18 protein-coding genes are annotated in these 25,399 nt (G+C 56.3%); 14 read left to right on the plus strand and 4 right to left on the minus strand.

Going from position 1 to position 25,399, the window contains the following annotated elements:
- Window positions 1-1,599: a cellulose biosynthesis protein BcsE gene (bcsE, locus tag M2403_RS06105; protein ID WP_259228737.1), complete on the minus strand. Its 1,599-nt coding sequence runs from the start codon at window positions 1,597-1,599 to the stop codon at window positions 1-3.
- A 203-nt stretch (window positions 1,600-1,802) separates the two neighbouring features.
- On the opposite strand from bcsE, the gene bcsR reads away from it, so the two are divergent.
- From bcsR to M2403_RS06130, 5 genes are read left to right on the plus strand one after another with little or no spacing between them, the layout of a single operon-like run.
- Window positions 1,803-2,003: a cellulose biosynthesis protein BcsR gene (bcsR, locus tag M2403_RS06110; RefSeq protein ID WP_152326368.1), complete on the plus strand. Its 201-nt coding sequence runs from the start codon at window positions 1,803-1,805 to the stop codon at window positions 2,001-2,003.
- Window position 2,004: 1 nt separating this feature from the next.
- Complete coding sequence (gene bcsQ / locus M2403_RS06115; protein WP_152326172.1) at window positions 2,005-2,724, plus strand: cellulose biosynthesis protein BcsQ; 720 nt, start codon at window positions 2,005-2,007, stop codon at window positions 2,722-2,724.
- 1 nt (window position 2,725) lies between these two features.
- Complete coding sequence (gene bcsA / locus M2403_RS06120; protein WP_165057464.1) at window positions 2,726-5,341, plus strand: UDP-forming cellulose synthase catalytic subunit; 2,616 nt, start codon at window positions 2,726-2,728, stop codon at window positions 5,339-5,341.
- A complete protein-coding gene (gene bcsB, locus M2403_RS06125; protein WP_259228739.1) occupies window positions 5,338-7,695 on the plus strand; it encodes a cellulose biosynthesis cyclic di-GMP-binding regulatory protein BcsB in 2,358 nt (785 codons plus the stop codon). The genes bcsA and bcsB overlap by 4 nt, the downstream gene beginning before the upstream one ends.
- Entirely contained in the window at window positions 7,682-10,990 is a 3,309-nt protein-coding gene (locus M2403_RS06130; RefSeq protein ID WP_405047813.1) for a cellulose biosynthesis protein BcsC, read from the plus strand. The genes bcsB and M2403_RS06130 overlap by 14 nt, the downstream gene beginning before the upstream one ends.
- Window positions 10,991-11,291: 301 nt before the next feature.
- Here the strand turns inward: M2403_RS06130 and hutG are convergent, their stop codons facing one another.
- The 3 genes from hutG to hutC form a co-directional block, all read right to left on the minus strand.
- The gene (gene hutG, locus M2403_RS06135) at window positions 11,292-12,128 is read right to left on the minus strand and encodes an N-formylglutamate deformylase (protein WP_259228741.1); all 837 of its coding nucleotides are present in this window, start codon (window positions 12,126-12,128) and stop codon (window positions 11,292-11,294) included.
- A complete protein-coding gene (gene hutI / locus M2403_RS06140; protein WP_405047810.1) occupies window positions 12,125-13,387 on the minus strand; it encodes an imidazolonepropionase in 1,263 nt (420 codons plus the stop codon). The genes hutG and hutI overlap by 4 nt, the downstream gene beginning before the upstream one ends.
- 180 nt (window positions 13,388-13,567) lie before the next feature.
- The gene (hutC, locus tag M2403_RS06145; protein ID WP_152326179.1) at window positions 13,568-14,368 is read right to left on the minus strand and encodes a histidine utilization repressor; all 801 of its coding nucleotides are present in this window, start codon (window positions 14,366-14,368) and stop codon (window positions 13,568-13,570) included.
- Window positions 14,369-14,608: 240 nt separating this feature from the next.
- Here hutC and M2403_RS06150 point away from each other — a divergent pair, with 240 nt between their 5' ends.
- The 9 genes from M2403_RS06150 to M2403_RS06190 all read left to right on the plus strand — a co-directional run bounded on the left by M2403_RS06150 (window position 14,609) and on the right by M2403_RS06190 (window position 25,368).
- Window positions 14,609-15,982, plus strand: a complete 1,374-nt coding sequence (locus tag M2403_RS06150; protein WP_259228742.1) for a formimidoylglutamate deiminase — start codon at window positions 14,609-14,611, stop codon at window positions 15,980-15,982.
- Window positions 15,979-16,560, plus strand: coding sequence for a HutD family protein (locus tag M2403_RS06155; RefSeq protein ID WP_259228743.1), 582 nt, complete (start codon window positions 15,979-15,981; stop codon window positions 16,558-16,560). The genes M2403_RS06150 and M2403_RS06155 overlap by 4 nt, the downstream gene beginning before the upstream one ends.
- A 232-nt stretch (window positions 16,561-16,792) precedes the next feature.
- Entirely contained in the window at window positions 16,793-17,773 is a 981-nt protein-coding gene (locus M2403_RS06160; protein WP_208951121.1) for an ABC transporter substrate-binding protein, read from the plus strand.
- 17 nt (window positions 17,774-17,790) lie between these two features.
- Window positions 17,791-18,672 (plus strand): ABC transporter permease, encoded by an 882-nt coding sequence (locus M2403_RS06165; protein WP_152326183.1) that lies wholly within the window; start codon window positions 17,791-17,793, stop codon window positions 18,670-18,672.
- Window positions 18,672-19,457: an ABC transporter ATP-binding protein gene (locus M2403_RS06170; RefSeq protein WP_259228744.1), complete on the plus strand. Its 786-nt coding sequence runs from the start codon at window positions 18,672-18,674 to the stop codon at window positions 19,455-19,457. The genes M2403_RS06165 and M2403_RS06170 overlap by 1 nt, the downstream gene beginning before the upstream one ends.
- A 117-nt stretch (window positions 19,458-19,574) precedes the next feature.
- Window positions 19,575-21,125 (plus strand): histidine ammonia-lyase, encoded by a 1,551-nt coding sequence (gene hutH, locus M2403_RS06175; protein ID WP_152326185.1) that lies wholly within the window; start codon window positions 19,575-19,577, stop codon window positions 21,123-21,125.
- Window positions 21,126-21,203: 78 nt separating this feature from the next.
- Entirely contained in the window at window positions 21,204-22,886 is a 1,683-nt protein-coding gene (gene hutU / locus M2403_RS06180) for a urocanate hydratase (protein ID WP_208951123.1), read from the plus strand.
- Window positions 22,887-23,068: 182 nt separating this feature from the next.
- A complete protein-coding gene (gene hisC / locus M2403_RS06185) occupies window positions 23,069-24,223 on the plus strand; it encodes a histidinol-phosphate transaminase (protein WP_259228745.1) in 1,155 nt (384 codons plus the stop codon).
- Complete coding sequence (locus M2403_RS06190) at window positions 24,220-25,368, plus strand: alpha-hydroxy acid oxidase (RefSeq protein WP_259228746.1); 1,149 nt, start codon at window positions 24,220-24,222, stop codon at window positions 25,366-25,368. Before hisC ends, M2403_RS06190 begins: the two co-directional genes overlap by 4 nt.
- Window positions 25,369-25,399: the final 31 nt, after the last annotated feature.

The following is a 25,399-nucleotide window of genomic DNA, read 5'->3' on the forward strand; positions in this document are numbered from 1 at the left end:
TTACTCCGGCTGCCGCTGAACAGGCGTGTCGTTTAACACGAGCGTCACCGGCACAGGGGCGTGGATCTGCGCGCGCTTCAGCGGTTCTGTTTTTTGTGGCACATACGTTTCAGGGCCGGTCACGGCTTTTGCCATCGGCGGTTTAGCCGCAAGACGGCGGACTTCGGTCTGAATATCCAGCTCCTGACTCCAGAATGTCTGGCTGGTGAAAACGTCTTTCACCGGCAGATTAAACAGAAAGGCCAGAACGTTCCCGACATCGCTAACCTGACAGTTCGACAGGAACAAATAAAGATGCCGTTCGGTCACGGTAAGAATATCGCCGTCGCGGCGCAGTGAGCACAGCGACATCGCCTGCTGCGGGCTGATCCCGGCGGCAGGGCGCAGCGAAATCAGTAAACCGCGTGATTCGGTGGCCAGTGAAGCATGGTTCCAGATATCGTTCATGACGCTGCAAAAAACCGGCAGCGGCAGATAGCCTTTATGGTGCGTCGGTAGCCGGCTGTCGAGCAGGGTTTCAATATCATCCTGCACGTGGCGGGTAAACGTGAGGTTTTGCAGATCGTCGAGCAGCGTCAGGAAATTAGAAAGCCGCGCAGCGTGCGGAACTACCAGGTTTGCGCCACAAGCCTGCAATAAACGCTGGTCAACATAGCGCAGGGAAGAGTTCATTTCACGCACCACAATTTTCAAACCCGTACCGCGCTGCATACGCAGACGGTGGATCTGGCGTGCCATCACTTCCACGGCGTCATTGCCGCTCAGGGCAAAAATAACTGTCGCCGAGCGGGCGTGCAGGGCTCTTTCTGCCAGCTCTTCATTGCTGTCAAACAGGAACCAACGCTCGGACAGCGCCGGTGCGCCTTCCAGCACCGACCGCTCCGCCAGCAACATCCACTGATCGTCACCGGCCTGTTCGGCCACTGAGGCGGGTACATTTTTCTGAAGTTCCCAGCCGGTCTGGCGTGGTGTCAGCGGATAGAGCGTGTTGGCTTCCGCCCCTAATCCGTCGTGCCACCAGGAAATGCCCCACTGATTCGGGAGGGTATCGGTTTTTAAATCAGCAAGACCATATATATTGCGATGATATAAATGCAGCTGAGTTTTAACCCCATTAATACCCGCGCCGTAGCAGATAATAAGGATTGTTGCCTCTTTACTATTCGCGCTGGTACGCATTTCACTCACCCAATGGGCAAATTGTTTATCATTAAGCATCTGCCAGGAGGTAACAGGAAGTAATAAGATCATTAATAACGCAGGATGACGAGGCAAACGATTAATATCACCTGGCAATCCAAGAAACGCTTTCTTGCCGTCGGCTAACTGGTAATAAAACGTTTGCCTGGGGTGTTTCTTCAAATGAGAGAGAAGAATGTGGTCGTCGTCTAGTCTATTTTCTTCTTCAGTGCAAATTAAATTGTGCTGTGGGAAAAATACAGTGACAGGTGTTTCGCCCTGCTGAGCCTCAAGAGCCTGTCCGCACAGGTGATACGCGGCTTCCTGCTTGTCAGCGTTGACCCAGTAAAGCCCCCGGGCCTGCATTTGGGCTAATCCATTCCAGTATTGCTTCATGCCCAATGAAAAGGAGAGTGCCATATAGTTAATCTGCTTGTATTCGTTTTAGATAAAAAGTCTGCTTGGGACACACTGATAAATGTGAGTATAATAAATTCTATCATTGCTACATTAAATAATCATAATACTTCACAATTATGTTTGATACTAAAATGCCGCTATGTGAGCGGTAATTTTTCCGTGCCAGACCGCTAGCATTTTCATTGAAGCAGGGAGGAAGAACGGTGGGGCCCAATATTGTAGGCTCGGAAGAATCCGAGCCGTCAAAAGATGATGATTTTTTTGCGCTGAGTCACCTTTTTTCTTTAACTGAATTAAATTACGTGGATGTCGCCCGTAAAGAAAAAATTCCGCAACTAATGTCACGCTGGCCGTTACTGGCTGAGCTGGCGCAATACGATAAACACGGCGCGGAGAAAAACTAATATGTCTGTCATTGCGTTACAGGGATTTCGTGGCGGCACGGGGACGACGTCAGTCACCGCAGCGCTGGCCTGGGGGCTCGCGCAACTCAATGAAAGGGTTCTGGTGATCGACTTTTCACCGGAAAATTTGTTGCGTCTGCATTTCGGAATGCCTTTCACACAGACGCGCGGCTGGCGTTCAGCCTTTAATGCCGGCGAACCCTGGCAAAAATCCGCCATGCGTTATCATTCTCATCTGGACTTTTTACCTTACGGTAATGTCGGTCCTGAAAGTGCCCGCGCACAAAGCGAGGTGTCGCCTGCATTTGACTGGAATAAAGCCATCACGCAGCTCAAAAACAGCGGCGTTTATGACTGGATCCTGATTGATTCTCCCGCCGCCGATCCGCTGCCGGCACAGGCCATCGCCGACAGCACGCTCGTTTTACTCCACGCCGACTCGCAATCTCATATACGACTCCATCAGCGCGCTTTACCGGCGAATGGCCGGTATCTGGTGAATCAGTTCGTGCCGTCCAGCCTGTTGCAGCAAGACATTTTGCTGTTGTGGCAGGAAACCTTGCCGACCATGATCCCGGTTATTTTACACCGCGACGAAGCGATGGCCGAATCCCTGGCGGCCAAACAGCCGGTCGGCGAGTGGAAAGGAAACAGTAAAATCAGCCGCGAAATTAATACGCTGGCGAACTGGTTCCTGCTGAATTTGCGCGGAGTCCGATAAAATGAACCGCCTGCTGAACCTCTTCCTCGTGCCACCGGTGGTGTCTGAATTACAAGACCGCTACCGGCGGTATCGCGCCAGTCGTGCTTCACGGCTGGCCTCGGGAACGATGGTCTTTTGTATCGCTGTATGCTGGCTGTTTCTGCGTTTTGAATCACCTTCCTGGCAAAATGTACAAGCCCGGCGCACCCGCTGGTATCCGCAATTTTCACCGTCAAAACCTCGTCTGGCCGATCCTTTGCGTTATCTGGTTCAGAGCCTGTGGTTGCTGGTGATTATTCCATCGGACGGCCTGCGCGAACGCATCGTTTACACCCGATGGCCGCAACGTTTACGCGAGAAAGTCATTCTGTGGCTGGAATCGCTGCCGAAACAGGTGAAACAGAACCCGCTGGAAATTCGCGTCACACGCCGCATTGGTAAAATGAACCGCCTCGGCAAACGCGTACTGATAACCCTGACCAGTCTGGTAGCGATTACGCTGGCGATGTTCTGTATTTCGCAGCCTTTCGGCTATATCGCGCAGTTTGTTTTCGTGGTGCTGTTGTGGAGCATTGCGATGATTATCCGGCGGATCCCGGGGCGATTCCCCGCGCTGATGCTGATAGTTCTCTCTCTGACCATTTCCTGCCGCTATTTATGGTGGCGTTACACCTCGACGTTAAACTGGGATGATCCGCTTAGCCTGATTTGTGGCTTGCTGCTGCTGGGTGCGGAAACCTATTCCTGGACGGTGCTGGTGCTCGGTTATATCCAGACCATCTGGCCGCTAAACCGTAAACCGGTGCCGATGCCTGCGGATGTATCGACGTGGCCGACGGTGGATCTGATGATCCCTACCTATAACGAAGACCTGAGCGTGGTGAAACCGACGCTGTATGCCGCGCTAGGGCTGGACTGGCCGCGCGACAAACTCACCATTTACCTGCTCGATGACGGTAACCGCAAGGAGTTCGCCGATTTTGCGCATGAAATCGGGGTTCAGTATATTGCCCGCGAAACGCACGAACACGCGAAAGCGGGGAACATCAACCACGCGCTGAAATATGCCAAAAGCCAGCTGGTGGCGATTTTTGACTGTGACCACGTGCCGACGCGATCTTTCCTGCAACTGACCGTCGGCTGGTTCTTTAAAGATAAAAATCTCAGCATGTTGCAGACGCCGCATCACTTCTTCTCGCCGGATCCTTTCGAACGCAACCTTGGCCGCATGCGCCGCACGCCAAATGAAGGCGAGCTGTTCTACGGGCTGGTGCAGGACGGTAACGACCTGTGGGATGCCAGTTTCTTCTGTGGTTCATGCGCGGTGTTACGCCGTGACGTGCTCGATGAAATCGGCGGCATCGCGGTGGAAACCGTCACTGAAGATGCGCATACCTCGCTGCGGATGCACCGCCACGGCTACAGCTCGGCATATATCCGCATTCCGCAGGCCGCCGGTCTGGCGACAGAAAGCCTGTCAGCGCACGTCAGCCAGCGTATCCGCTGGGCGCGCGGGATGGTGCAGATTTTCCGCCTAGATAACCCGCTGTTTGGCAAAGGGTTGAAACTGGCGCAGCGGCTGTGTTATGCCAACGCCATGATGCACTTTCTGGCCGGTATTCCGCGGCTGATCTTCCTGACTGCGCCGCTGGCGTTCCTGCTGCTGCATGCTTACGTGATTTACGCGCCTGCACTGGCCATCGCGCTGTACGTGCTGCCGCACATGATCCACGCCAGCCTGACCAATTCGCGGGTGCAGGGGAAATACCGCCACTCCTTCTGGAATGAAATCTACGAAACCGTGCTGGCGTGGTATATCGCCAGGCCGACGACCATCGCGCTGTTTAATCCGCACGCCGGGACTTTTAACGTCACGGCAAAAGGCGGCCTGAACAAACATGCGTATGTCGACTGGAAAATCAGCCGCCCGTATCAGGTGCTGATGCTGCTTAATCTGGCCGGTCTGTTCTTTGGGATTTACCGCGTGATGTATGGCCGCACCGACGAAATTCTTACCGTGCTGGTGAGTATGGCATGGGTGATTTACAACATGATTATTCTGGGCGGGGCGATCGCGGTGGCATTCGAATCCAAACAGGTGCGTCAGGCTCACCGCGTGGAAGCCAAAATGCCGGCGTCATTAATGCGCCCGGACGGGCATATTTATGTCTGTACCGTGCAGGACTACTCCGATAATGGTGTCGGGCTGGAAACCGAGAGTGCCAGCCAGTTCCAGCCGGGTGACAACGTCACGTTACTGCTTCATCGTGGTCAGCAGGAGTATACATTCCCGATGCAAATCAGCCGTGTATTTGGCAAAAGCATCGGCATGCAGCTTCAGCCTTTAACCACACAACAGCATATCGATTTCATTCAATGTACCTTTGCCCGCGCTGACAGCTGGGTATTACGTGAAGACAATTTCCCGGAAGACAAACCTATGGAAAGCCTGCGCGAAGTGATGGGGCTGGGTATTCGCGGTTATCTGCGGATGCTGGACATTGCCCCGAAAAAATATCGCCCTCTGGCCTCCGGCACCCAGGCGTTTTGCTGCTGGTTGCTGTCCTTTGCCCCACGCAATCCGCCGCTGTCTGCTCAGCCTGATGAATCCAACCTGATGATGACTAAACAATGAAAAGACTTCCTTTGACGACTTTAATGGCATCCGCATTGATGACATTGGCTTTGGGTTCAGCGGCTCCGGCGTTCAGCGAGCAGGCACCGGCGCGCGCGGGCAATGCACCGGCACCTGACGCTGCACAAAATACGCCTGCGCCGCAGGTGCTATTGCCGGTGGTTGCGCCGGCGGTCAATCCGATGATTATTCCGGGTGCGCCGGTACGCAACGTGACGCTGCCGTTTGCGGATGTCGCTCCGACGCCGGGCGCGATTACCCTGCGCGGTATTCAGCCCAACGGGCAAATCGAATTTGGTGTGCGCAGTGACGAAGTCGTGACGCAGTCCACCCTGAATCTAGAATTCACGCCGTCGCCGTCATTAATTCCGGTGCAGTCGCACCTCAAGGTATATCTCAACGACCAGCTGATGGGCGTTGAAGTGATTGATAAAGACCAGCTCGGCAAGAAAAATCACTTACAGATGGTCATTGATCCGCGCTACATCACCGATTTCAACCGCATCCGGCTGGAGTTTATCGGCCATTATCAGAACGTCTGTGAAAATCCGGCCAACACCACGCTGTGGCTGGAAATCGGCAAGGGCAGTTCGCTCAGTCTGCAATACCAGAAACTGCCGCTCAGCAACGATCTGGCGCATTTCCCGGTGCCGTTCTTTGATGCGCGCGACAGCCGTCCGCTGGATTTACCGATGGTATTTGCCGCGTCTCCGGACGCCAGCCAGCAACAGGCGGCCGCCATTCTGGCGTCGTGGTTTGGTGCTAAAGCGCAGTGGCGCGGGCAGTCTTTCCCGACGCTGTACAACCAGCTGCCGGACAACCACGCCGTAGTGTTTGCCACCAACGACAAACGTCCTGATTTCCTGAAAGACATGCCGCCGGTGAAAGGGCCGGTCGTGCAGATGGTCAGCCGCGCGGACAATCCTTACGTCAAAATGCTGCTGATTCTGGGGCGCGATGACAACGATTTGCTGACTGCCGTAAAAGGCATTTCGCAGGGCAATATCCTGTTCCGTGGCGAAACCGTAAGCGTGGATAACGTTGATCATATCCAGCCTCGCCAGCCTTACGACGCGCCAAACTGGGTGCGGACAGACCGTCCGATGAACTTCGGCGAGCTTAAACAGTACGCGGAACAGTTGCAGTCGGACGGCCTCCAGCCGAACCCGATTACCATGAACATCAATCTGCCGCCAGACCTGTTCCTGATTAACAGCACCGGTATCGATATGCGCCTGAAATATCGCTACACCTCGCCGCAGCTGAAAAATACCTCCCGTCTGAGCATCAGCCTGAATAACCAGTTTGTGCAGGATTTGACCCTGAAAGCCGGTCATGACGAAGAATCGCAGCTTCTGCATTTGTCCCTGTTGCAGGGGCTGCTGGACGGCAGCAAAGATCTGAACATTCCGGCGCTTAAACTCGGCGCGGTAAACCAGATGCGCTTTGACTTCGATTACACCTCGCTGCTGGCGAGCGGAATGGAAGGGCGCTGCGAAACCTACACCACCGTGCCAAACCACGTCGTGATCGACGACAGTTCCACCATCGACTTCTCCGGTTACCGTCACTTTATGGCGATGCCGGATTTGCGCGCTTTTGCCAACGCCGGTTTCCCGTTCAGCCGCATGGCCGATTTGTCACAGACGCTGGTACTGGTTCAGCCGCAGCCGCAGCCGGTTCAGCTCACCACATTACTGGATGCGATGGGTAATATCGGCGCACTGACCGGTTATCCGTCACTTGGCGTTAGCCTCACGGAAGACGCGGCAAAAGCGAAAACCACCGACGCAGATTTACTGGTTATCGGCAACCTGCCAGCGGGCATGCGCGACGACACCCTGCGTGATGACAAAAAAGCCAACCTGCTGCTGGATGCCGCACGCGATGCGGTCAATACACCAATCCGTCAGGCTGCGTTACCGGACAACACTGCACCGGCCAGCGATGCGCGCGTCGATACCAGTACGCAGATCAGTGCGCAGGGGCCGATTGCGGCCATCGTCGGTTTGCAGTCCCCTTACTTTGACCAGCGCAGCGTTGTGGCGCTGATGGCCAACGGTCAGAAAGGCTTTGAGATGCTGAACACCTCAATGCAGGATGCGAAACAACGGGCGCAGGTCTTTGGTTCTGTGACCGTGGTGCGCGATTCCGGCGTGAGCAGCCTGAAAGTCGGCGATACCTACTATGTCGGCCATCTGCCGTGGTGGGAACGCGTGTGGAATGCGCTGGCAAACCATCCGGCCTTGCTGGCACTGATGGCGGTTATTGTGGTGATTCTTGCTGCAATCTTACTGTGGACCGGCCTGCGTTCTCTGGCGCGTCGTCGTCTGTCTGATGATGACCAGGAATAGGCTTGTGAACACGCGTCGTAGAATACCGTTTATCTTCAACCGGCTGGCCCTGACGCTCGGGCTTGCTCTGCTCGCCGCGCCGTCAATTTCGGCGCCGGTGGTTTCCCCCGAGCAGTGGTTGCTGGAACAGGTCCGCGTCGGGGAGGCCAGCCATCAGGACGATCTGGTGCGTCAGTCGCTGTTTCGTCTGGAATTAATGGATCCAAAAAATCCAAAAGTGTTGTCCGCACGTCTTCGCCTTTCCCTGCGGGAAGGCGACCAGGTTAAAGCGCAGCAACAGCTGGAAAGAATTAAAGAGGTGGCGCCGGGTTCTGACGAATACCGTCAGGCGCAGCTGAGCCTGAAGATCGCCTCGCCGGAGATGCAGCAAAAACTCCAGCAGACGCGTTTGCTGGCCACGGCAGGGCGTCTGGATGAAGCGAAAGCGCAGTACGATCAGCTCTTTGATGGCCAGCCGCCAACCTTAGATCTGGCCGTGGAATACTGGCAACTGGTTGCCCGCCTTCCTGGGCAAAAAGCGCGTGCACAGGCGCAGTTACTGGCGCTGAATAACCAGTATCCAGGCGATGTGCAGTTGCGTTTGCAGCTGGCGCAGATGGCCTTTGAACAAGGCGATAACGCCAAAGCCGTGGTTCTGGTGAAACAGATTGCCGCCACCAATGAAGGGCGTTCACCCGCCGCTGATTTGTGGCTGGCGAAAATCAAAGATCAGCCGGTAAGCAATGCCAGCGTTGACGCGCTGCAACAGTTTATTGCCACGTTTGATACCGGCCCGCAGGTGATTGCGGCACAGCAGGAACTTCAGCGTCAGCAGGGTTTGCTGGCCGATCCTCATTATCAGGCGCGCGTTCGCGGGCTGGCGCAGGTCAGCAACGGCGGTTCAACCGGCGCGATCGCTCCGCTTAAACAGGCGTTGCAGGCCAAACCGAATGATGCCGAAGTGCTGGGCGCAATGGGGCTGGCGTATTCCCGCGCCGGTAACCGCCAGCAGGCGCTGAATCTTTTCGAGCGGGCCAAAGCCGCCGAAACTGACGGTTATAATTCCGGTAAATGGACCAGTCTGATCCAGACCAACAGTTACTGGCTGAAAATCAGTCAGGGCGATAACGCGCTGAAAGCCAACCGGCTTGAGCAGGCCGAAGCGGCGTACAAACAGGCGCAGCGCATCGACTCACGCGATCCGTGGGCGCTGATTGGCCTCGGTGATGTCGCCGTGGCGCGCAAAAATGACCCGCAGGCCGGGCAGGCTTATTTGCATGCGCTGCGGCTGGAACGTGATAACAGCAGCGCCCAGCGCGGGCTGGTGAATATTTATCAGCGTCAGTCATCGCAAAAAGCGCTCGATTACCTCAATTCGTTACCGGCTGCATCTCAGGCCAAACTGATTGATAAACAACGTGGATTACAAAGTGACATTGTCACTGCACAGGCCGAAAAGTACGTTGCTCACCGCCAGTGGAATCAGGCGGCGAACCGTTATGCCGAAGCCCTGAAACTCAATCCGGATGACGTCTGGACGACCTACCACTACGCCAATGCGCTGCGTGAAGCCGGAGAACCGGCACAGGCAGACGCCGCTTTCGCACATCTTGCGGCAAAACGCCCGGCGGATGCGGAACAGGTTTACGCATATTCACTTTATCTTTCCGGTTCTGACCGCGACGACGCGGCGCTTCGCCATCTGCATACGCTGCCGGAAACGAAGTGGAACGACAACATGCGCGAAATGGCGCAGCGCATTCAGCTCGATAAAACCCTCACCGGCATTGATACCGCGTTAGCGGCGGGTAACAAATCGCAGGCGAAACAACGGCTGCAAGCCGCCGATCTGAAAGGCATGAGCCTGAATCAGCAGCGGCGTGTCGCGATGGCGTGGCTGGATGTGGGCGAAACCTCACGCGCCGCCGCACTGTTACAACCGCTGAAAACCGCAGCACGAACTCAACCTGCCGGGCAGGACAAAGCGCTGATTTACCGCAATGCGGCAAACGTAGAACAACAGCTCGGTCAGCCGCAACTGGCGCGTCAGGATTACGAACAGGCGATGATTGCCAGCGGGATCACCGACAAACAGCCGCAGGACAACGACAGTTACACCCGTCTGACCCGTAACAACGACAGCGATGACTGGTTGAAACGTGGTATCCGCTCGGACGCGCATGACCTCTACCGCCAGCAGGATGTGAACTTCACGGTGGACACCGATTCCTGGACCTCCAGCGGGACGCCGGGGAAATCCGACCTCACCGCTAATACCACCATGTTCCAGGCGGATATGCCGGTTTATCAGGGGCGTGGATTCCTGCGTGCCGACTGGGTGCGTATGGACGCGGGAACGTTTGACAACGAAAACGGCAACTACGAAGCCAGTTTCGGGAGCTGTAGTGATCAGAATTGCCGGAGCTACCGCAGCCAGACGGCCAACGGCGTCAGCCTTGGTGCGGGCTGGGAAAACGACAAATGGAAAGGGGATCTGGGCACTACGCCGCTGGGCTTCCCTGTCGTTGACTGGGTCGGCGGGCTGGCCTACAGCGGAGACTGGGGTGATATCGGCTGGACGACCGCCGTTTCACGCCGTCCGGTTTCAAGCTCACTGCTTTCCTTTGCCGGTGCAAAAGATCCGGGAACCGGCACCACCTGGGGCGGCGTACGCGCGACCGGTGCCAGCCTGGGCCTGAGCTACGATCAGGGGCTGGCAAACGGCGTCTGGGCAGACGTCAGCGCACATCAGCTGACGGGTGAAAACGTCGAAGACAACACCCGCGAACGCCTGATGGGGGGCTATTACTACAAAGTTATCAACGAAGATAACCGCCGCGCGACCGTCGGCCTCAGCTCCATGCTGTGGCATTACCAGAAAGATCTCAGCGGCTACACGCTGGGGCAAGGTGGTTACTACAGTCCGCAGCAGTATTTCTCTTTATCGGTACCGGTGAATTACCGCCAGCGCACCGAAAACTGGTCATGGCAGCTGGGCGGTTCGGTTTCGTGGTCACGTTCATCCACCAGCGATGAAAAGCGGTATCCGATCCAGAATCTCATACCTGATTCTCTGCCGGACAAAGGCGCTGTCGAAACCGGCAGCAGCGGTTCCGGGTTTGGTTACACGGTTCAGGCGCTGGTCGAACGCCGTGTCAGTTCCCACTGGACGGTGGGTGCCGGGATCGACATCCAGCAGGCTAAAGATTACACGCCGAGTCACTATCTGCTCTACGCGAGATATTCATTAAGCGGATGGCAGGGGGATTTGGATATGCCGCCGGAGCCGTTGGTGCCGTACGCGGACTTTAAGTAATGCCGGAGCGGGCATTGGGCGCTAATCGCCCGAGCTGGCTTTAGGTCAAGTTCAAAACCTTGGCTTGCCGCCCAAACGGGCCTCAAGGAGCGCCTGTCGCCGCGCCCCTTGAGAAGCCCGGGCTCTTAAACTGCGAGCGGAGCGCGTGTTGATAAAGCGTGGGGAAATCCAAAAGGGGAAAAGCACTTTCCCCTTTTGGTCGGTTTCGGCACCCGGCGCTGAGTGATAACTGCCATTGAGAAACCGAAACTTACACCTGATACAATCCAATCAAACCAAGCGTCAGCGATAAAAAGCGTGATTAAACAGCGCCCTGTTTATACCTCTCCGATCCCCACGACACCATCCCCGCCAGCAATGGCTTCAACAAAGCCTGGAGCTCAGAGGCTTTGTCCTCTGAATAGCTGAACGGCTCAATTTCCTCCATGTAATTCACCTGTGCCAGTTCCAGCTGAACGGCATGCACATCGTTTTCCGGCTGGCCGTAAGCCCGCGTAATGTACCCGCCTTTAAAGCGGCCGTTCAGAACATGGGTGAAACGCGTCTGCTGCTGGCAGGTTTTTTCGAGGATTTCACTCAGCTCGGGTGCACAGCTTTCACCGCTGTTGGTGCCGAGATTCAGATCTGGCAACTGGCCGTCGAAAAGACGCGGGATCACGGAGGCAATTGAATGGGCGTCAAACAGCAGCGCATAGCCGAATTCCTGTTTCATCCGCTCCAGTTCTGACTGAATTTTCTGGTGATACGGTTGCCAGATTTCATCGAGATATTGCTGACGCTGAGCGTCAGTCGGCATCATTCCCGGTTTAAAGGTGGCGCGCCCGTCAAACAATGTGTCCGGATACAAACCGGTGGTGGCAGTGGTGTAGAGCGGTTTATCGTCGGAAGGGCGGTTCAGGTCAATCACGAAACGCGAATACTGGCCGACCAGAATGCTGGCACCCAGCGCGCGGGCAAAGTCATACAGCTTCGGAATATGCCAGTCGGTATCCGAAAGCGGCAGCGCGGCATCACTCAGCCCGCTGGCGACTTCCGGCGTCAGGTGTGTGCCTGCGTGGGGAATGCTGATCAGTATTGGTGCTGTGCCGGGAATGAAATGGTAAGGATCGGTGATGCGGTTAGCTGCTGAAAGGCTCATGAACAAAATTCTCCCCGGATTTCTCCGCGATAAACGATAGTGCAGGGCAACTGCCCGCCCAGCCAGTAAACCAGTTCTGCCGGTCGCGACAGCGGCCAGTGGATGAAATCAGCGACTTTGCCCGTTTCCAGCGTGCCGTGCGTTTCCTGTAATCCCAGTGCCCTCGCGCCGTGACAGGTGATCCCGGCCAGCGCCTCTTCCGGTGTGAGACGAAACAGCGTGCAACCCATATTGAGCATCAGACGCAGCGAAAGCGCCGGAGAGGTTCCCGGATTAGCGTCGCTTGCCAGCGCCATCGGCACGTTATGCTGGCGGAAATGCGCTACCGGCGGGCACTGCGTTTCGCGCAGCAAATAATAGGCACCCGGCAGTAACACGGCGACCGTTCCGCTGGCGGCCATGGCTTTGGCGTCGTCTTCCGTTGCGTATTCAAGATGATCGGCGGAGAGTGCGTGATGCCGGGCTGCCAGCGCGCTGCCGTGGAGCGAAGAAAGTTGCTCCGCATGCAGTTTGACCGGTAAACCCAGTGCCGCAGCAGCCTTAAATACCCGTTCAACCTGATCCGGCAAGAACGCCAGATGCTCACAGAACGCATCCACCGCATCGGCCAGGTTTTCGCTGGCGACCACCGGCAGTAACGTGTCGCAAATCAGGTCTATATAGTCATCGGCGCGGCCCTTAAATTCAGGCGGCAGGGCGTGCGCGGCAAGGCAGGTGGATTTCACCTCAACCGGCAATATCACGCCCAGCCTGCGGATCACGCGCAGCATTTTCAGCTCGCTTTCCACGCTCAGGCCATAGCCGGATTTAATCTCAACGCAGGTAACGCCTTCAGCCAGCAGCGGTTTGAGGCGAAATAACGCCTGCGCCAGCAGTTCATCTTCTGTGGCGTCACGCGTGGCGTTGACGGTCGAGATAATTCCGCCGCCTGCTGCCGCGATTTCTGCATAACTTACACCGTTCAAACGCTGTTCAAATTCAGCGCTGCGATCGCCCCCGAACACCAGATGCGTATGGCAGTCGACAAAACCCGGCGTGATGATGCCGCCGTCAAACTCGTGCTGTTTTGCATCAGAAAAGGCCGGGCAATCCGCGGCACTGCCTGTCCAGACAATCTTGCCGCCGGTGACGGCAATCGCGCCGTTTTCGATCAGGTTGTAATGCCCGTCTTTCATGGTAACGAGCGCCGCGCCGCGCCATACGCTGTCACAGTGAGTGGGCGGTTCGGAAGACAAACGGGGGGAAAGTGCTACCGGCATGACAGGCTCCAGGCTGAATTCATCTTGTATAGACAACTAAAGTCAACCTAACGCATAACCGCGGAACCGGCAAGGCGGCCAGCGATAGTTTTTTCTTATTACGAGACGTCTTCCAAAATTTAAACGAAAGCATAGCGGCCCGGAACGGCCGCGATTAGGGTATGGCAGCATGAAAGGGCATCAGCCGTGGCTGGTGAAACGTCCGAACAGCTGGTAGCGGGAGCCCGGATAAATCAGGCGCGCAGAAGTCACCACGCGGCTGCCGCTCCAGGTACGGCGATGAATTAAGAGGCACGGCTCATGCTCGCTGAGTTGCAAAAGTTCGCGCTGTTCATCGCTGGCACCGATGGCTTCAACGCGGTGTTCACCGGCAGTCAGCGGTGCGATTTCCATCAGATAGGTGTAAGGCGTTTGCTTATTGAGCACCTGCTGAAGGTAATCCGGCGCGGTTTCCGGGTTTACAAAACGGTCTTCAATCTGCACAGGCACATTGTTTTCATAGTGCACAATCTGCGAGTAAAACAGCATGGCGCCCGGTGCAATACCCAACTGAAGCGCCTGTTCTGCGTCGGCCAGACGGGCTTCGCACACCAGAATTTTGCTGTCGTGGCGGTGCCCGCGCTGGGCAATTTCATCGGCGATGTTATGCACTTCGAGCATTGGCGTGTAGGCCTTGGCTTCGGCAACGAACGTCCCGACGCCCTGCATGCGAATCAGAAAACCCTCGCTGGTCAGTTCGCGCAGCGCACGGTTGATGGTCATGCGGCTGACGCCCAGTTCATTGACCAGTTCACTTTCAGAAGGCACGCGCTGATGCGGTTTCCAGACACCGGCACGGATCTGCCCGATGATCGCCTGTTTCACGCGCTGATAAATCGGCGCGGGCGTGTCGCTCATGGCCGCAGCCAGTTCGGACAATGTCTGCTGAGACACTCCCTGTTGCGCTGCACTTTGCGAAGAAAGTGGTGTGGGCTCCGACATGTCTCTGACCTCTCAAAAAATACACAGGTATCTGGAAAGTTTCCCGGAATGTCCGCCAGTTTCCCTTAAGGAAAAGAAACGGAAAGGCGTGACGGAAAACTAAATTTATAAAAAAAGGATTGTTGCAAGTTTACAGCGCAATCAGGCATATGTATATGTATAGACAAGTCGCTTAAAAGTTTTGCAATTGTTTCTATAAAATTGCGTTTATGTTTATCATTGCTGATCAGGAACGCTGTTATGCCTGCTTATTTTGCTTCACGCGCCTTACTTGCCCACGGCTGGTCGCACAATGTGCGTCTGGACGTTGATGCCGCCGGAACACTGAGCGCCGTGACGCCCGGTGGTGATCCGCAAGGCTGTATCCGCCTTTCCGGCCCGGTCGTGCCGGGTATGCCAAACCTGCACTCTCACGCTTTTCAGCGGGTAATGGCGGGGCTGGCTGAAGTTGCCGGTGATCCGCAGGACAGCTTCTGGACCTGGCGTGACCTGATGTATCGCATGGTACAGCGCCTGACGCCAGAACAGGTTGGCGTTATCGCCCGTCAGTTGTACATCGAAATGCTTAAAGGTGGCTATACACAAGTCGCCGAATTCCACTATCTCCACAACGATATCAGCGGAAATCCTTATGCCAGCCGCGGTGAAATGGCCGCGCATCTGAGCCATGCGGCCGCACAAACCGGTATCGGTCTGACCATGCTTCCAGTGCTTTATACCTACGCCGGCTTCGGCGCTCAGCCCGCGCAGACCGGGCAAAAACGGTTTATTCAGGATGCCGACGGTTATCTGCAACAGCAGGACATAATCCGCAGCCAGATGAAAAACCAGCCGCTGCAAAATCAGGGGTTGTGCTTCCATTCGCTGCGCGCCGTTTCGCTCGAACAAATGCAGCAGGTGCTGTCGGCGGGCGATAAACAGTCGCCGGTGCATATCCATATCGCCGAGCAGCAAAAAGAAGTGAACGATTGTCTGGGCTGGAGCGGACAGCGTCCGATCGCCTGGTTGTATGACAATCTCGACATCGATGCCCGCTGGTGCCTGATCCACGCCACTCACGCCGACCGCTTTGAACTGGCGAGCATGGCGAACAGCGGGGCAGTTGCCGGACTCTGCCCGACGACAGAAGCCAATCTTGGTGACGGCATTTTCCACGGGGTGGATTACCTCGTGCAATCTGGCCGCTGGGGAATTGGCTCCGACAGCCACGTTTCCCTCAACGTGGTGGAAGAACTTCGCTGGTTTGAATACGGGCAGCGCCTGCGTGACCAGCGCCGGAACCGTCTGACCACAACCTCGCAAAATTCCGTCGGCGATGTGCTGTATACACGGGCCTTATTGGGGGGCGCACAGGCGTGCGGTGCGGCAATCGGGCAGTTATCCGCAGGCTATCGCGCCGACTGGCTGGTGCTTGACGGGCAGGATCCTTATCTTTCATCTGCCAGAGACAGCGAGTTGCTTAACCGCTGGTTGTTTGCCGGAAATATCGGGCAAATCCGTGATGTGTTCGTTGGCGGCGTCGCGCGCATTATCGGCGGGCAGCATGAACAGCAACAGGAAGCGGCGGAAGATTTCCTGCACCTGCTTAATCAGCTGGCAGAGGAGGTCGCATGACGAGCTGGCAGCATTTCTCCTTCGAGAACTTACCGGTCAGCCCGTGGCGAAACGGCGGCGGCGAAACCCGTGAAATCCTCAGCTGGCCACCGGGTGAAGCCGATTTCGACTGGCGCGCCAGCATTGCCACCATTGCGCAGGACGGCCCGTTTTCCGCATTTCCCGGCGTTGACCGCTCTATCACGTTGCTGAGCGGCGGGGGCGTTCACCTGCTTTGCGAACCGGAAATTAATCATCATCTCATTGAAGCGGGTACGCCTTTCGCATTCAGCGGGGACATCGCGCTGAATGCGAGCTTACCGGGCGGAACAACGACAGATTTCAATATCATGACCCGCCGCAACCGGTGTTCTGCGCAGGTGATTTCCACCGCTAAAAGTCCCTGTGTTTCTCTTAACGATGGTGGCGTGCTGTATGCCATCCGCGGAACATGGCAATGGCCGGATGGTCGCCAGTTTGGTGGCGGAGAAGGGTTCTTCAACGCCGCTCTTGCTGATGCGCACCACGGTGGGGAAAGCGTGGAAATCACGGCGCTTTCAGACAACGGCCTTCTGCTCTGGGCAAAAATCACGCGTTAACCGTGCGCTAAAAAAGAGCGTGCGACGCACCGAATTGATTCATCTGCTGCCGGGCCAACGGGCAGTGTGATACAGAAAACGACGTAAAATGGCCTCTGCCGGAACTGGCACAAAGCTTGCTTTAATACAGTCGACTGACTTGTATAGACAAGAATATACAGTAGCGTATTTTGCCTGAGGTTTTTCACCGCTTCAGGCGTTCCCCCGACAGGTACTTTGGCAGGAGTGGCAGATGAGCAACATGATTTCCAGGGCTGTACTGAAACGTTCGTTGTCTTTGTTAGGGCTGGCTGTAGCGATGGGCAGCGTGGCTGTCAGTGCGGCGCAGGCGGCAGATACACCGGTAGCTATTGGTATCTCAGGGTGGACAGGTTTTGCCCCCCTGACGCTGGCGGATAAAGCCGGGATCTTCAAAAAGAACGGCCTTGAAGTCACGCTGAAAATGGTGCCGCAGCAGTCCCGTCATCTGGCGATTGCTTCCGGTTCATTGCAGTGCGCGGCGACCACGGTGGAAACCTATTTAACCTGGAACGCCAGCGGCGTGCCGATTAAACAGATCGTGCAGCTTGATAAATCCTACGGTGCGGACGGTATTGCCGTGCGCAGCGGGATTAACAAAATTACCGACCTGAAAGGGAAAACCGTCAGCGTCGATGCGCCGGGTACCTCTTCTTACTTCCTGCTGGCGTGGATCCTCGATAAAAACGGCATGACGATGAAAGACGTCAAACTCGCGACGCTGGGGCCGGACGCAGCCGCACATGCGTTTATCGCCGGGCAAAACGATGCGGCGGTAACGTACGAGCCTTACCTTTCCACCATCCGCCAGAGCCCGGACAAAGGCAAAATCCTTGCCACGACGCTCGATTATCCGATGGTGATGGATACGCTGGGTTGTACGCCTGCATGGCTGGATAAAAACCCGAAAGCCGCACAGGCGCTGGTAAACAGCTACTTTGAAGCGCTGGATATGATCAAGAAAGACCCTGAAAAATCCAACGAAATCATGGGTGCTGCGGTAAAAGAAACCGGCAAACAGTTTGCGGAAGAATCCAGTTATCTGCGCTGGCAGGGTCGCGATGCCAACAAGAAATTCTTCAGCGGTGAAATCGTCACCTTCACCAACGAAGCGGCGCGCCTGCTGACCGAGATGAAAATCCTGCGTAAAACGCCGGACATCAATACCTTATATGACGCGAAGTACGTGAAATAGCCATGAAGGACAAAGACATGAACAGTTCTGTCACTCAGGCAGCCGTACATCCCGTTAACGCGCAGTCAGATTTACGCGAGCCGGCCCCGTTGCCGGCAAGCAAAAAAATCTGGCATAACCCGATGATGGTGCCTTTGCGCCCGGTCGCAGCAAGGCGACGCGGTTTCCTCGGGTTCTGTTTTTTTGTCCTGTTTTTCGCCCTGTGGTCGCTGGTAACGTTTACCGGATTCGTGTCACCGACGTTCCTGGCCAGCCCGGCCAGCATGTTGCAGGAAGGCGTTTTACTGTTTACCGATTTCGATTTCACTACCGATATCGGCATGACGGTGATGCGCGTGCTGGGCGGTTTTGTTCTGGCCTGCGCCATTGCCGTGCCGCTGGGCATTCTGATGGGGTCGTACAAACTGATTGAAGCGTTTTTTGAGCCGTTTGTGTCGTTTTGCCGTTATCTGCCTGCGTCAGCGTTTGTTCCGCTGCTGATCCTGTGGGCGGGTATCGGTGAAATGCAGAAAATTCTGGTAATTTTCATCGGCTCCTTCTTCCAGATAACCCTGATGGTGGCCGTGACGGTCGGCGCTGCGCGACGTGATCTGGTCGAAGCCGCGTACACGCTGGGTGCGACGAATCAGAGCGTGGTTCGCCGGGTGATTATTCCGGGTGCCGCGCCTGAAATTGCCGAGCTGCTGCGGCTGGTGCTGGGCTGGGCGTGGACATACGTCATCGTGGCGGAGCTTATCGGTTCATCGAGTGGCATCGGCCATATGATTGTTAACAGTCAGGCGCTGCTCAATACCGGGCAAATGATCTTCGGCATTATCGTGATTGGTTGCATCGGTTTGCTTTCTGACCTGTTATTTAAAGCGGCAAACCGCCGCCTGTTTGTCTGGAGTTCGCTGTGATGAGCCATCCGAAACTGAGTATCCGGCAGGTGGAACGTATTTTCACCGGCCCGAAAGGCGAGAAAACGCAGGCGCTGTTGCCGGTGGATTATCAGGTTAACGAAAATGACTTCATCACCATTCTCGGGCCATCGGGCTGCGGCAAATCCACGCTTTTGCGCATTGTGGCAGGGCTGGATCAGCCGACGCGCGGGGAAGTCTGGCTTGATGGCGAACTGGTTGACGGGCCGGGCGCTGACCGGGGCATGGTGTTTCAAAGCTACACCCTGTTTCCGTGGCTGACGGTGGAGCAAAACATCCGTTTTGGTTTGCAGGAACGCGGTGTCAGCAAAGCGGCGCAAAAAGAGCGCAGCGACTATTTCATTAATAAGGTCGGGCTGCGCGGATTTGAGCAGCATTTTCCCCGTCAGTTGTCCGGCGGCATGCAGCAGCGCACCGCGATTGCCCGAGCGCTGGCGAATGATCCGAAAATTTTGCTGATGGACGAACCTTTTGGTGCGCTCGACAACCAGACCCGCGTAATGATGCAGGAACTGCTGCTGTCGATCTGGGAATCTTCGCGTAAAACCGTGCTGTTCGTGACGCACGATATCGACGAAGCGATTTTCATGGCGAACAAAGTGGCCATTTTCAGTGCGCGGCCGGGGCGGATTAAGACAGAAATAGCCGTTGATTTCCCGCATCCGCGTGATTACACCCTGAAAACGTCACCGGATTTTATGGCGCTGAAAGCGCGGGTGACGGAAGAAATCCGTACCGAAACAATGCAGACGATGGATCACTGATCTCTCCCTGCGGGTAAACATTTAACGTTGTTGTGTCAGGTATTGCATAAAAACCCGGCGGGCTGAGGCCTTAGCCGGGTTTACTTCCCGTTTCACTTGTCTATACAGGAATAGATTATGGCTTCTTCATCCACCGCTTTAACCCTTTGCCGCCTGCAACCGGGCCATGTTGACCTGCCGATGCTGCGCAAAATTTATCAAGGCAACGTCCGTCTTGAACTGGCTGAAGAGGCGCGCGCTGGCGTACTGGCTTCGCAGGAAACGGTCACCCGCATCGTTGAGTCGGGCAAAGTGGTTTACGGGATCAACACCGGTTTTGGCAAACTGGCGCAAACGCGCATTCCTGCTGAACGGCTGGCTGAGCTGCAACGTAATCTGGTGCTGTCGCACAGCGTCGGTATCGGCAAGGATCTGGCGGATAACGTGGTGCGTCTGGTCATGGCAACCAAAGTCCTGAGCCTGTCGCGCGGCCATTCCGGGATCCGCATTGAAGTGATTGATGCGCTGATTACTTTATTTAATGCGGGCGTGTATCCGTGTATTCCGGAGAAAGGTTCGGTCGGCGCTTCCGGCGATCTGGCACCGCTGGCGCACCTTTCTCTGATGCTGATTGGTGAAGGTCAGGTCACGGCGAAAGGTGAAAAAATGTCGGCCATCGCCGGGCTGGCAACCGCCGGTCTGGTGCCGTTTGAACTTGGCCCGAAAGAAGGGCTGGCGCTGCTTAACGGCACCCAGGTGTCAACGTCTCTGGCACTTTCCGGTTTGTTCGAAGCGGAGCGCGTATTTTCTGCCGGGCTGGTGGCAGGCGCGTTGTCGCTGGAAGCCATCAAAGGGTCGGTAAAACCGCTCGATTCACGCATTCACGAAGCGCGTGGTCAGCAGGGCCAGATTGGCGTTGCGGCGGCGCTTTCAACTATTCTGGCAGGCAGTGACATTGTCACGTCGCATGCCGATTGCGGGCGTGTACAGGATCCGTATTCCATCCGCTGCGTGCCTCAGGTGATGGGCGCTTGTCTGGATAACCTGCATCACGCGGCGCGTATTCTTCGCATCGAAGCCAACGCCGCCTCCGACAATCCGCTGGTCTTCTCTGAAAATGGTGATGTGATTTCCGGCGGTAACTTCCACGCGGAACCTGTGGCGTTTGCTGCGGACATCATCGCGCTGGCGGTGGCAGAAATCGGTGCGATTTCAGAACGCCGCATGGCGCTGCTGCTCGATACCGGTCTTTCCGGCCTGCCGCCGTTCCTGGTGAACGACGGCGGTGTGAACTCCGGTTTCATGATTGCCCAGGTGACGGCAGCCGCGCTGGCGTCAGAAAACAAATCGCTGGCACATCCGGGCAGTGTCGACAGCCTGCCAACGTCAGCGAATCAGGAAGACCACGTTTCAATGGCGACTTACGCCGCACGCCGTCTGGGGGACATGTGCTTTAACACCAGCGTCGTCGTGGGCATCGAAGCCATGGCGGCCGCACAGGGGATTGATTTCCATCGTCCGCTGCAAAGCTCTGTGACGCTGGAAAACGAAATGAAGGCCATCCGTGAAAACGTCGCGTTTCTTGAAAAGGATCGCCTGATGGCACCGGACGTCGAAATGATGCGTCTCTGGGCTTCCCGTGAACACTGGCCCGCGGCGATTGAAGCGCTGCTGCCAAGCTTTGTTTGATCGAAAGCTTCGCCTGAACACAAGCTTTGCCTGAAATTTTGAACCTGAAAACACCCTATTTGAGAGAAGGAACCGACGATGAACGCTCCACAAAAAACGGCTGTAGCCCGCGTTGTTCGTGCGCCGCACGGGACTGAACTGAGCTGCCAGAACTGGCTGATTGAAGCCGCGTACCGCATGATCCAAAACAACCTTGATCCGGATGTCGCTGAGCGCCCGGAAGATCTGGTGGTTTACGGCGGGATTGGTAAAGCGGCGCGTAACTGGCCCGCGTTTGAAAGCATTCTGGAAAGCCTGCGCCAGCTGCGTGAAGACGAAACGCTGCTCGTTCAATCCGGCAAACCGGTCGGCGTATTCCGTACCCATACCGATGCGCCGCGCGTGCTGATTGCCAACTCCAATATCGTGCCACACTGGGCAAACTGGGAGCATTTCCATGAGCTGGATAAAGCCGGGCTGATGATGTACGGCCAGATGACCGCCGGTTCGTGGATTTACATTGGTGCGCAGGGCATTGTTCAGGGCACTTACGAAACGTTCGCCGAAGCGGGGCGTCAGCACTACAACAGCGACCTGCGCGGCAAGTGGATTTTAACCGCCGGTCTGGGCGGTATGGGCGGCGCACAACCGCTGGCGGGCGTTCTGGCCGGGGCGTGCGTGCTGGCGATTGAATGCCAGGAATCGCGTATCGATTTCCGTCTGCGCACCCGTTATGTCGATTACAAGGCGCACAGCATTGATGAAGCGCTGGCGATGATTGAAAAAGCCTGCGCGGAGAAAAAAGCCATTTCCGTCGGCCTGCTGGGCAACGCCGCGGAACTGATGCCGCAGCTGGTTGCGCGTGCGAAAGAAGGCGGTTTGCGCCCGGATATCGTCACCGATCAGACCTCGGCGCATGACCCGCTGAACGGTTATCTGCCGGAAGGCTGGAGCCTGGAAAAATGGCAGGAAGCGCGTAAATCGGATCCGCAATCTGTGGTGAAGGCCGCAAAAGCCTCGATGGCAAAACACGTTCAGGCGATGCTGGATTTCCACGCAATGGGCATTCCGACCGTGGATTATGGCAACAATATCCGCCAGGTGGCGAAAGACGAAGGCGTGACCAATGCCTTTGATTTTCCGGGCTTTGTCCCTGCGTATATCCGTCCGCTGTTCTGCGAGGGCAAAGGCCCGTTCCGCTGGGTAGCGCTTTCCGGTGACCCGGAAGATATCTATAAAACGGATGCCAAACTCAAGGAGCTGTTCCCGGATAACGCCAACCTGATCAACTGGCTGGACATGGCACGCGAGCGCATCGCCTTCCAGGGTTTACCGGCGCGTATCTGCTGGCTCGGTCTGGGCGAGCGTCATATTGCCGGGCTGGCTTTCAACGAAATGGTGCGCAACGGTGAGCTGAAAGCGCCGGTTGTCATTGGTCGTGACCATCTGGATACCGGTTCTGTGGCCTCGCCAAACCGTGAAACCGAAGCCATGAAAGACGGCTCCGACGCGGTTTCCGACTGGCCGCTGCTCAATGCGTTACTCAACACTGCGGGCGGCGCAACCTGGGTCAGCCTGCACCACGGCGGCGGCGTCGGCATGGGCTTCTCGCAACATGCGGGCATGGTCATTGTGGCGGACGGCACTAAAGAGGCCGATGCACGCCTTTCGCGCGTTCTGTGGAATGACCCGGCAACCGGCGTGATGCGTCATGCTGATGCCGGTTATGAGCAGGCTAAAGCCTGTGCGGAACGCAATGACCTGAACCTGCCGATGCTATGAAGCCCGTTAGGGTAAGTGATGAATACAGCGGCAATTAAATTGAACAAAATCAGCGGGCAGTGGCGCAGGTCGCTGCCCGTTTTTGTTTCTAAAATAATCTGAAAATGCGTTAAAAAGTGGCGTAAAACCGCGCGGACTTCCGGCATACTCGGGAACAGAATCTTCACAGCACGAGGTAAAAGATGGCTTCAGATCCGACAGCTTTTGATGCAGCAAAAGAGTGCCTGAAAAATCTGGCAAGGCCCGCATCACGGGCGCTGGGCGTGTATAACGCCGGGCTTTCAGCCGACGCTGTACAGCAAAAATATGGCGCAGCCCGTATCGCCAAACTGGCGAGTAATGAAAACCCTCTGGGGGCCAGCCCGAAAGTGATTGCGGCGCTTGAAGCTGATGCCCGTTTCAGCGCGATTTATTCTGATGCATCTAGTGCGGCATTGCGTGCGGTGCTGGCGGAAGAAACGGGCGTCAGCGCGGAAAACATTGTGGCCGGCAACGGTTCTGAAGACATTTTACACATGCTGGCGCTGGCCTTTCTGAACCCTGGCGACCGCGTCGTCACGCTGATCCCGTCTTTTGGTTTGCATGAAATTTTCCCGCGCATGATGGGGGCTGAGGTCACGCTGGTGGGCGTCAGCGCGCAGCAGCAGTTCGATATTGAGGCCTGGGAGCGGGCGCTTTCCACACCTGCAAAAATGGTGATTTTCAGCAATCCGTCGAACCCGGTGGGCTGCATGCTGGGTCGCGAAGGATTCGCCCGAATTATCGATGCCGCCCCGCAGAATTGCATTCTGGTGATTGACGAAGCTTATTTTGAATATTGCGAAAACGAGCCTGATTATCCAGACAGCCTGCGCGTTCTGGCTGAGCAGCCGCGTCCGTGGATTGTGTTGCGTACCTTCTCCAAAGCTTACGGGCTGGCCGGTTTGCGCATTGGCTATGGTTTAGCCAGCCATTCTGAACTGGTGAATCTGCTCGACCGTGTCCGGACGCCGTTTAACATTAACCGCTCGGCACAAACTGCCGCCGTTGCGGCTTTGCAGGATAAACAGCACGTGCGTGACAGCATTGCGCTGGTCACCGCGCAGCGTGAAAAAATGGCCGCAGAGCTGATGGCTCTGGGCTTTACCGTTGCGCCGTCGCACGCCAATTTCCTGTTCTTTGATTGCGGCCAGCCGAGCGCGGAACTGGCACAGCGATTGCTTACCTTTGGCGTAATTATTAAGCCGTGGCGCGAAACCGGCTATGAAAACTGGATCCGCGTGTCAGTCGGTAACGAGCAGGATAACCGGCAGTTTATGGAAAGCCTGAAACACATTCTGGCGGAGGAAGCCGCGTGAAGCGTGCTGCGTTAAACATTGAAGAATTGCGCCGTCAGGCCCGGCGCGCGTTGCCGCGTTTCGCTTTCAGCTATGTGGAAGGCGGGGCGGATGATGAACAAACGCTGAAAGATAACCGTGAGGTTTTTGCCCGCTGGCGCTTTATTCCGCCGGTACTGACGGATTCCAGCCAGCGCGATTTATCTGTCACGCTCTGCGGGCAGACGCTCTCTGCGCCGCTGCTGATTGCACCGACCGGTTACAACGGCATGCTGCGTTTTGGCGCAGACGCCATGCTGGCCCGTACCGCCAGACGCGCCGGGATCGGGTATATCCAGAGCACAGTGTCCACAGCATCGATTGAAGAAATCGCGGCGGAAAACCTGCCGCAGCACTGGTTTCAGCTGTACGTATTAAAAGACCGCGCGGTGACAACCGGCCTGCTGGAGCGGGCGAAAGCTGCCGGATGCACCACGCTGGTGGTGTCCGTCGATGCCGTCCATTTCGGTAATCGCGAAAAAGACAAACGCAACTACCGGCGGCCAATGAAGCTTTCGTTGCCGAGCCTGGTGGATGTCGCGCTGCATCCCGGCTGGGTGTGGCGGACGCTGAAACCGGCGGGTATGCCCGGTTTTGGCAATTTAAAACCTTACGTGTCTGCGGATAAACAGCGTGGCGCGGGTGGGGCGAGCTATTTCTCTGAGCAGATGGATACCCGCCTGAACTGGGAAACGTTTGCCTGGATCCGCAGCCAGTGGCAGGGCGCGTTGCTGATTAAAGGCATTCTGGCACCGGCCGATGCGCAACGGGCGCTGGACGCGGGCGCAGACGGCATTGTGCTGTCCAATCACGGCGGCCGTCAGCTCGATGGTTCGGTCAGCGCGATGGAAGTCCTGCCGGAAATTCGCCAGTTGTGCGGCGCGGATGCCACTATTCTTATCGACAGCGGTTTTCGTCGTGGTACCGACGTGGTGAAAGCGCTGGCGCTGGGCGCGAATGCCGTATTGCTTGGCCGCCCGATGCTCTACGGCGTGGCGGCGGCGGGCGAAGCGGGCGCGCAACGTGCGCTGGAGATTATCTTGCAGGAAGTAGACCGCACGCTGGCGCAGCTTGGTTGTACGTCGGTGAATCAGCTGGGGCCGCATTTGCTGCGCCCTGAGCGTTAATTTGCACAAAGTAAAAACAGTAAACATCCTC

The sequence above is a fragment of the Rahnella sp. BIGb0603 genome (assembly GCF_024808755.1).
GTDB lineage: Bacteria > Pseudomonadota > Gammaproteobacteria > Enterobacterales > Enterobacteriaceae > Rahnella > Rahnella contaminans.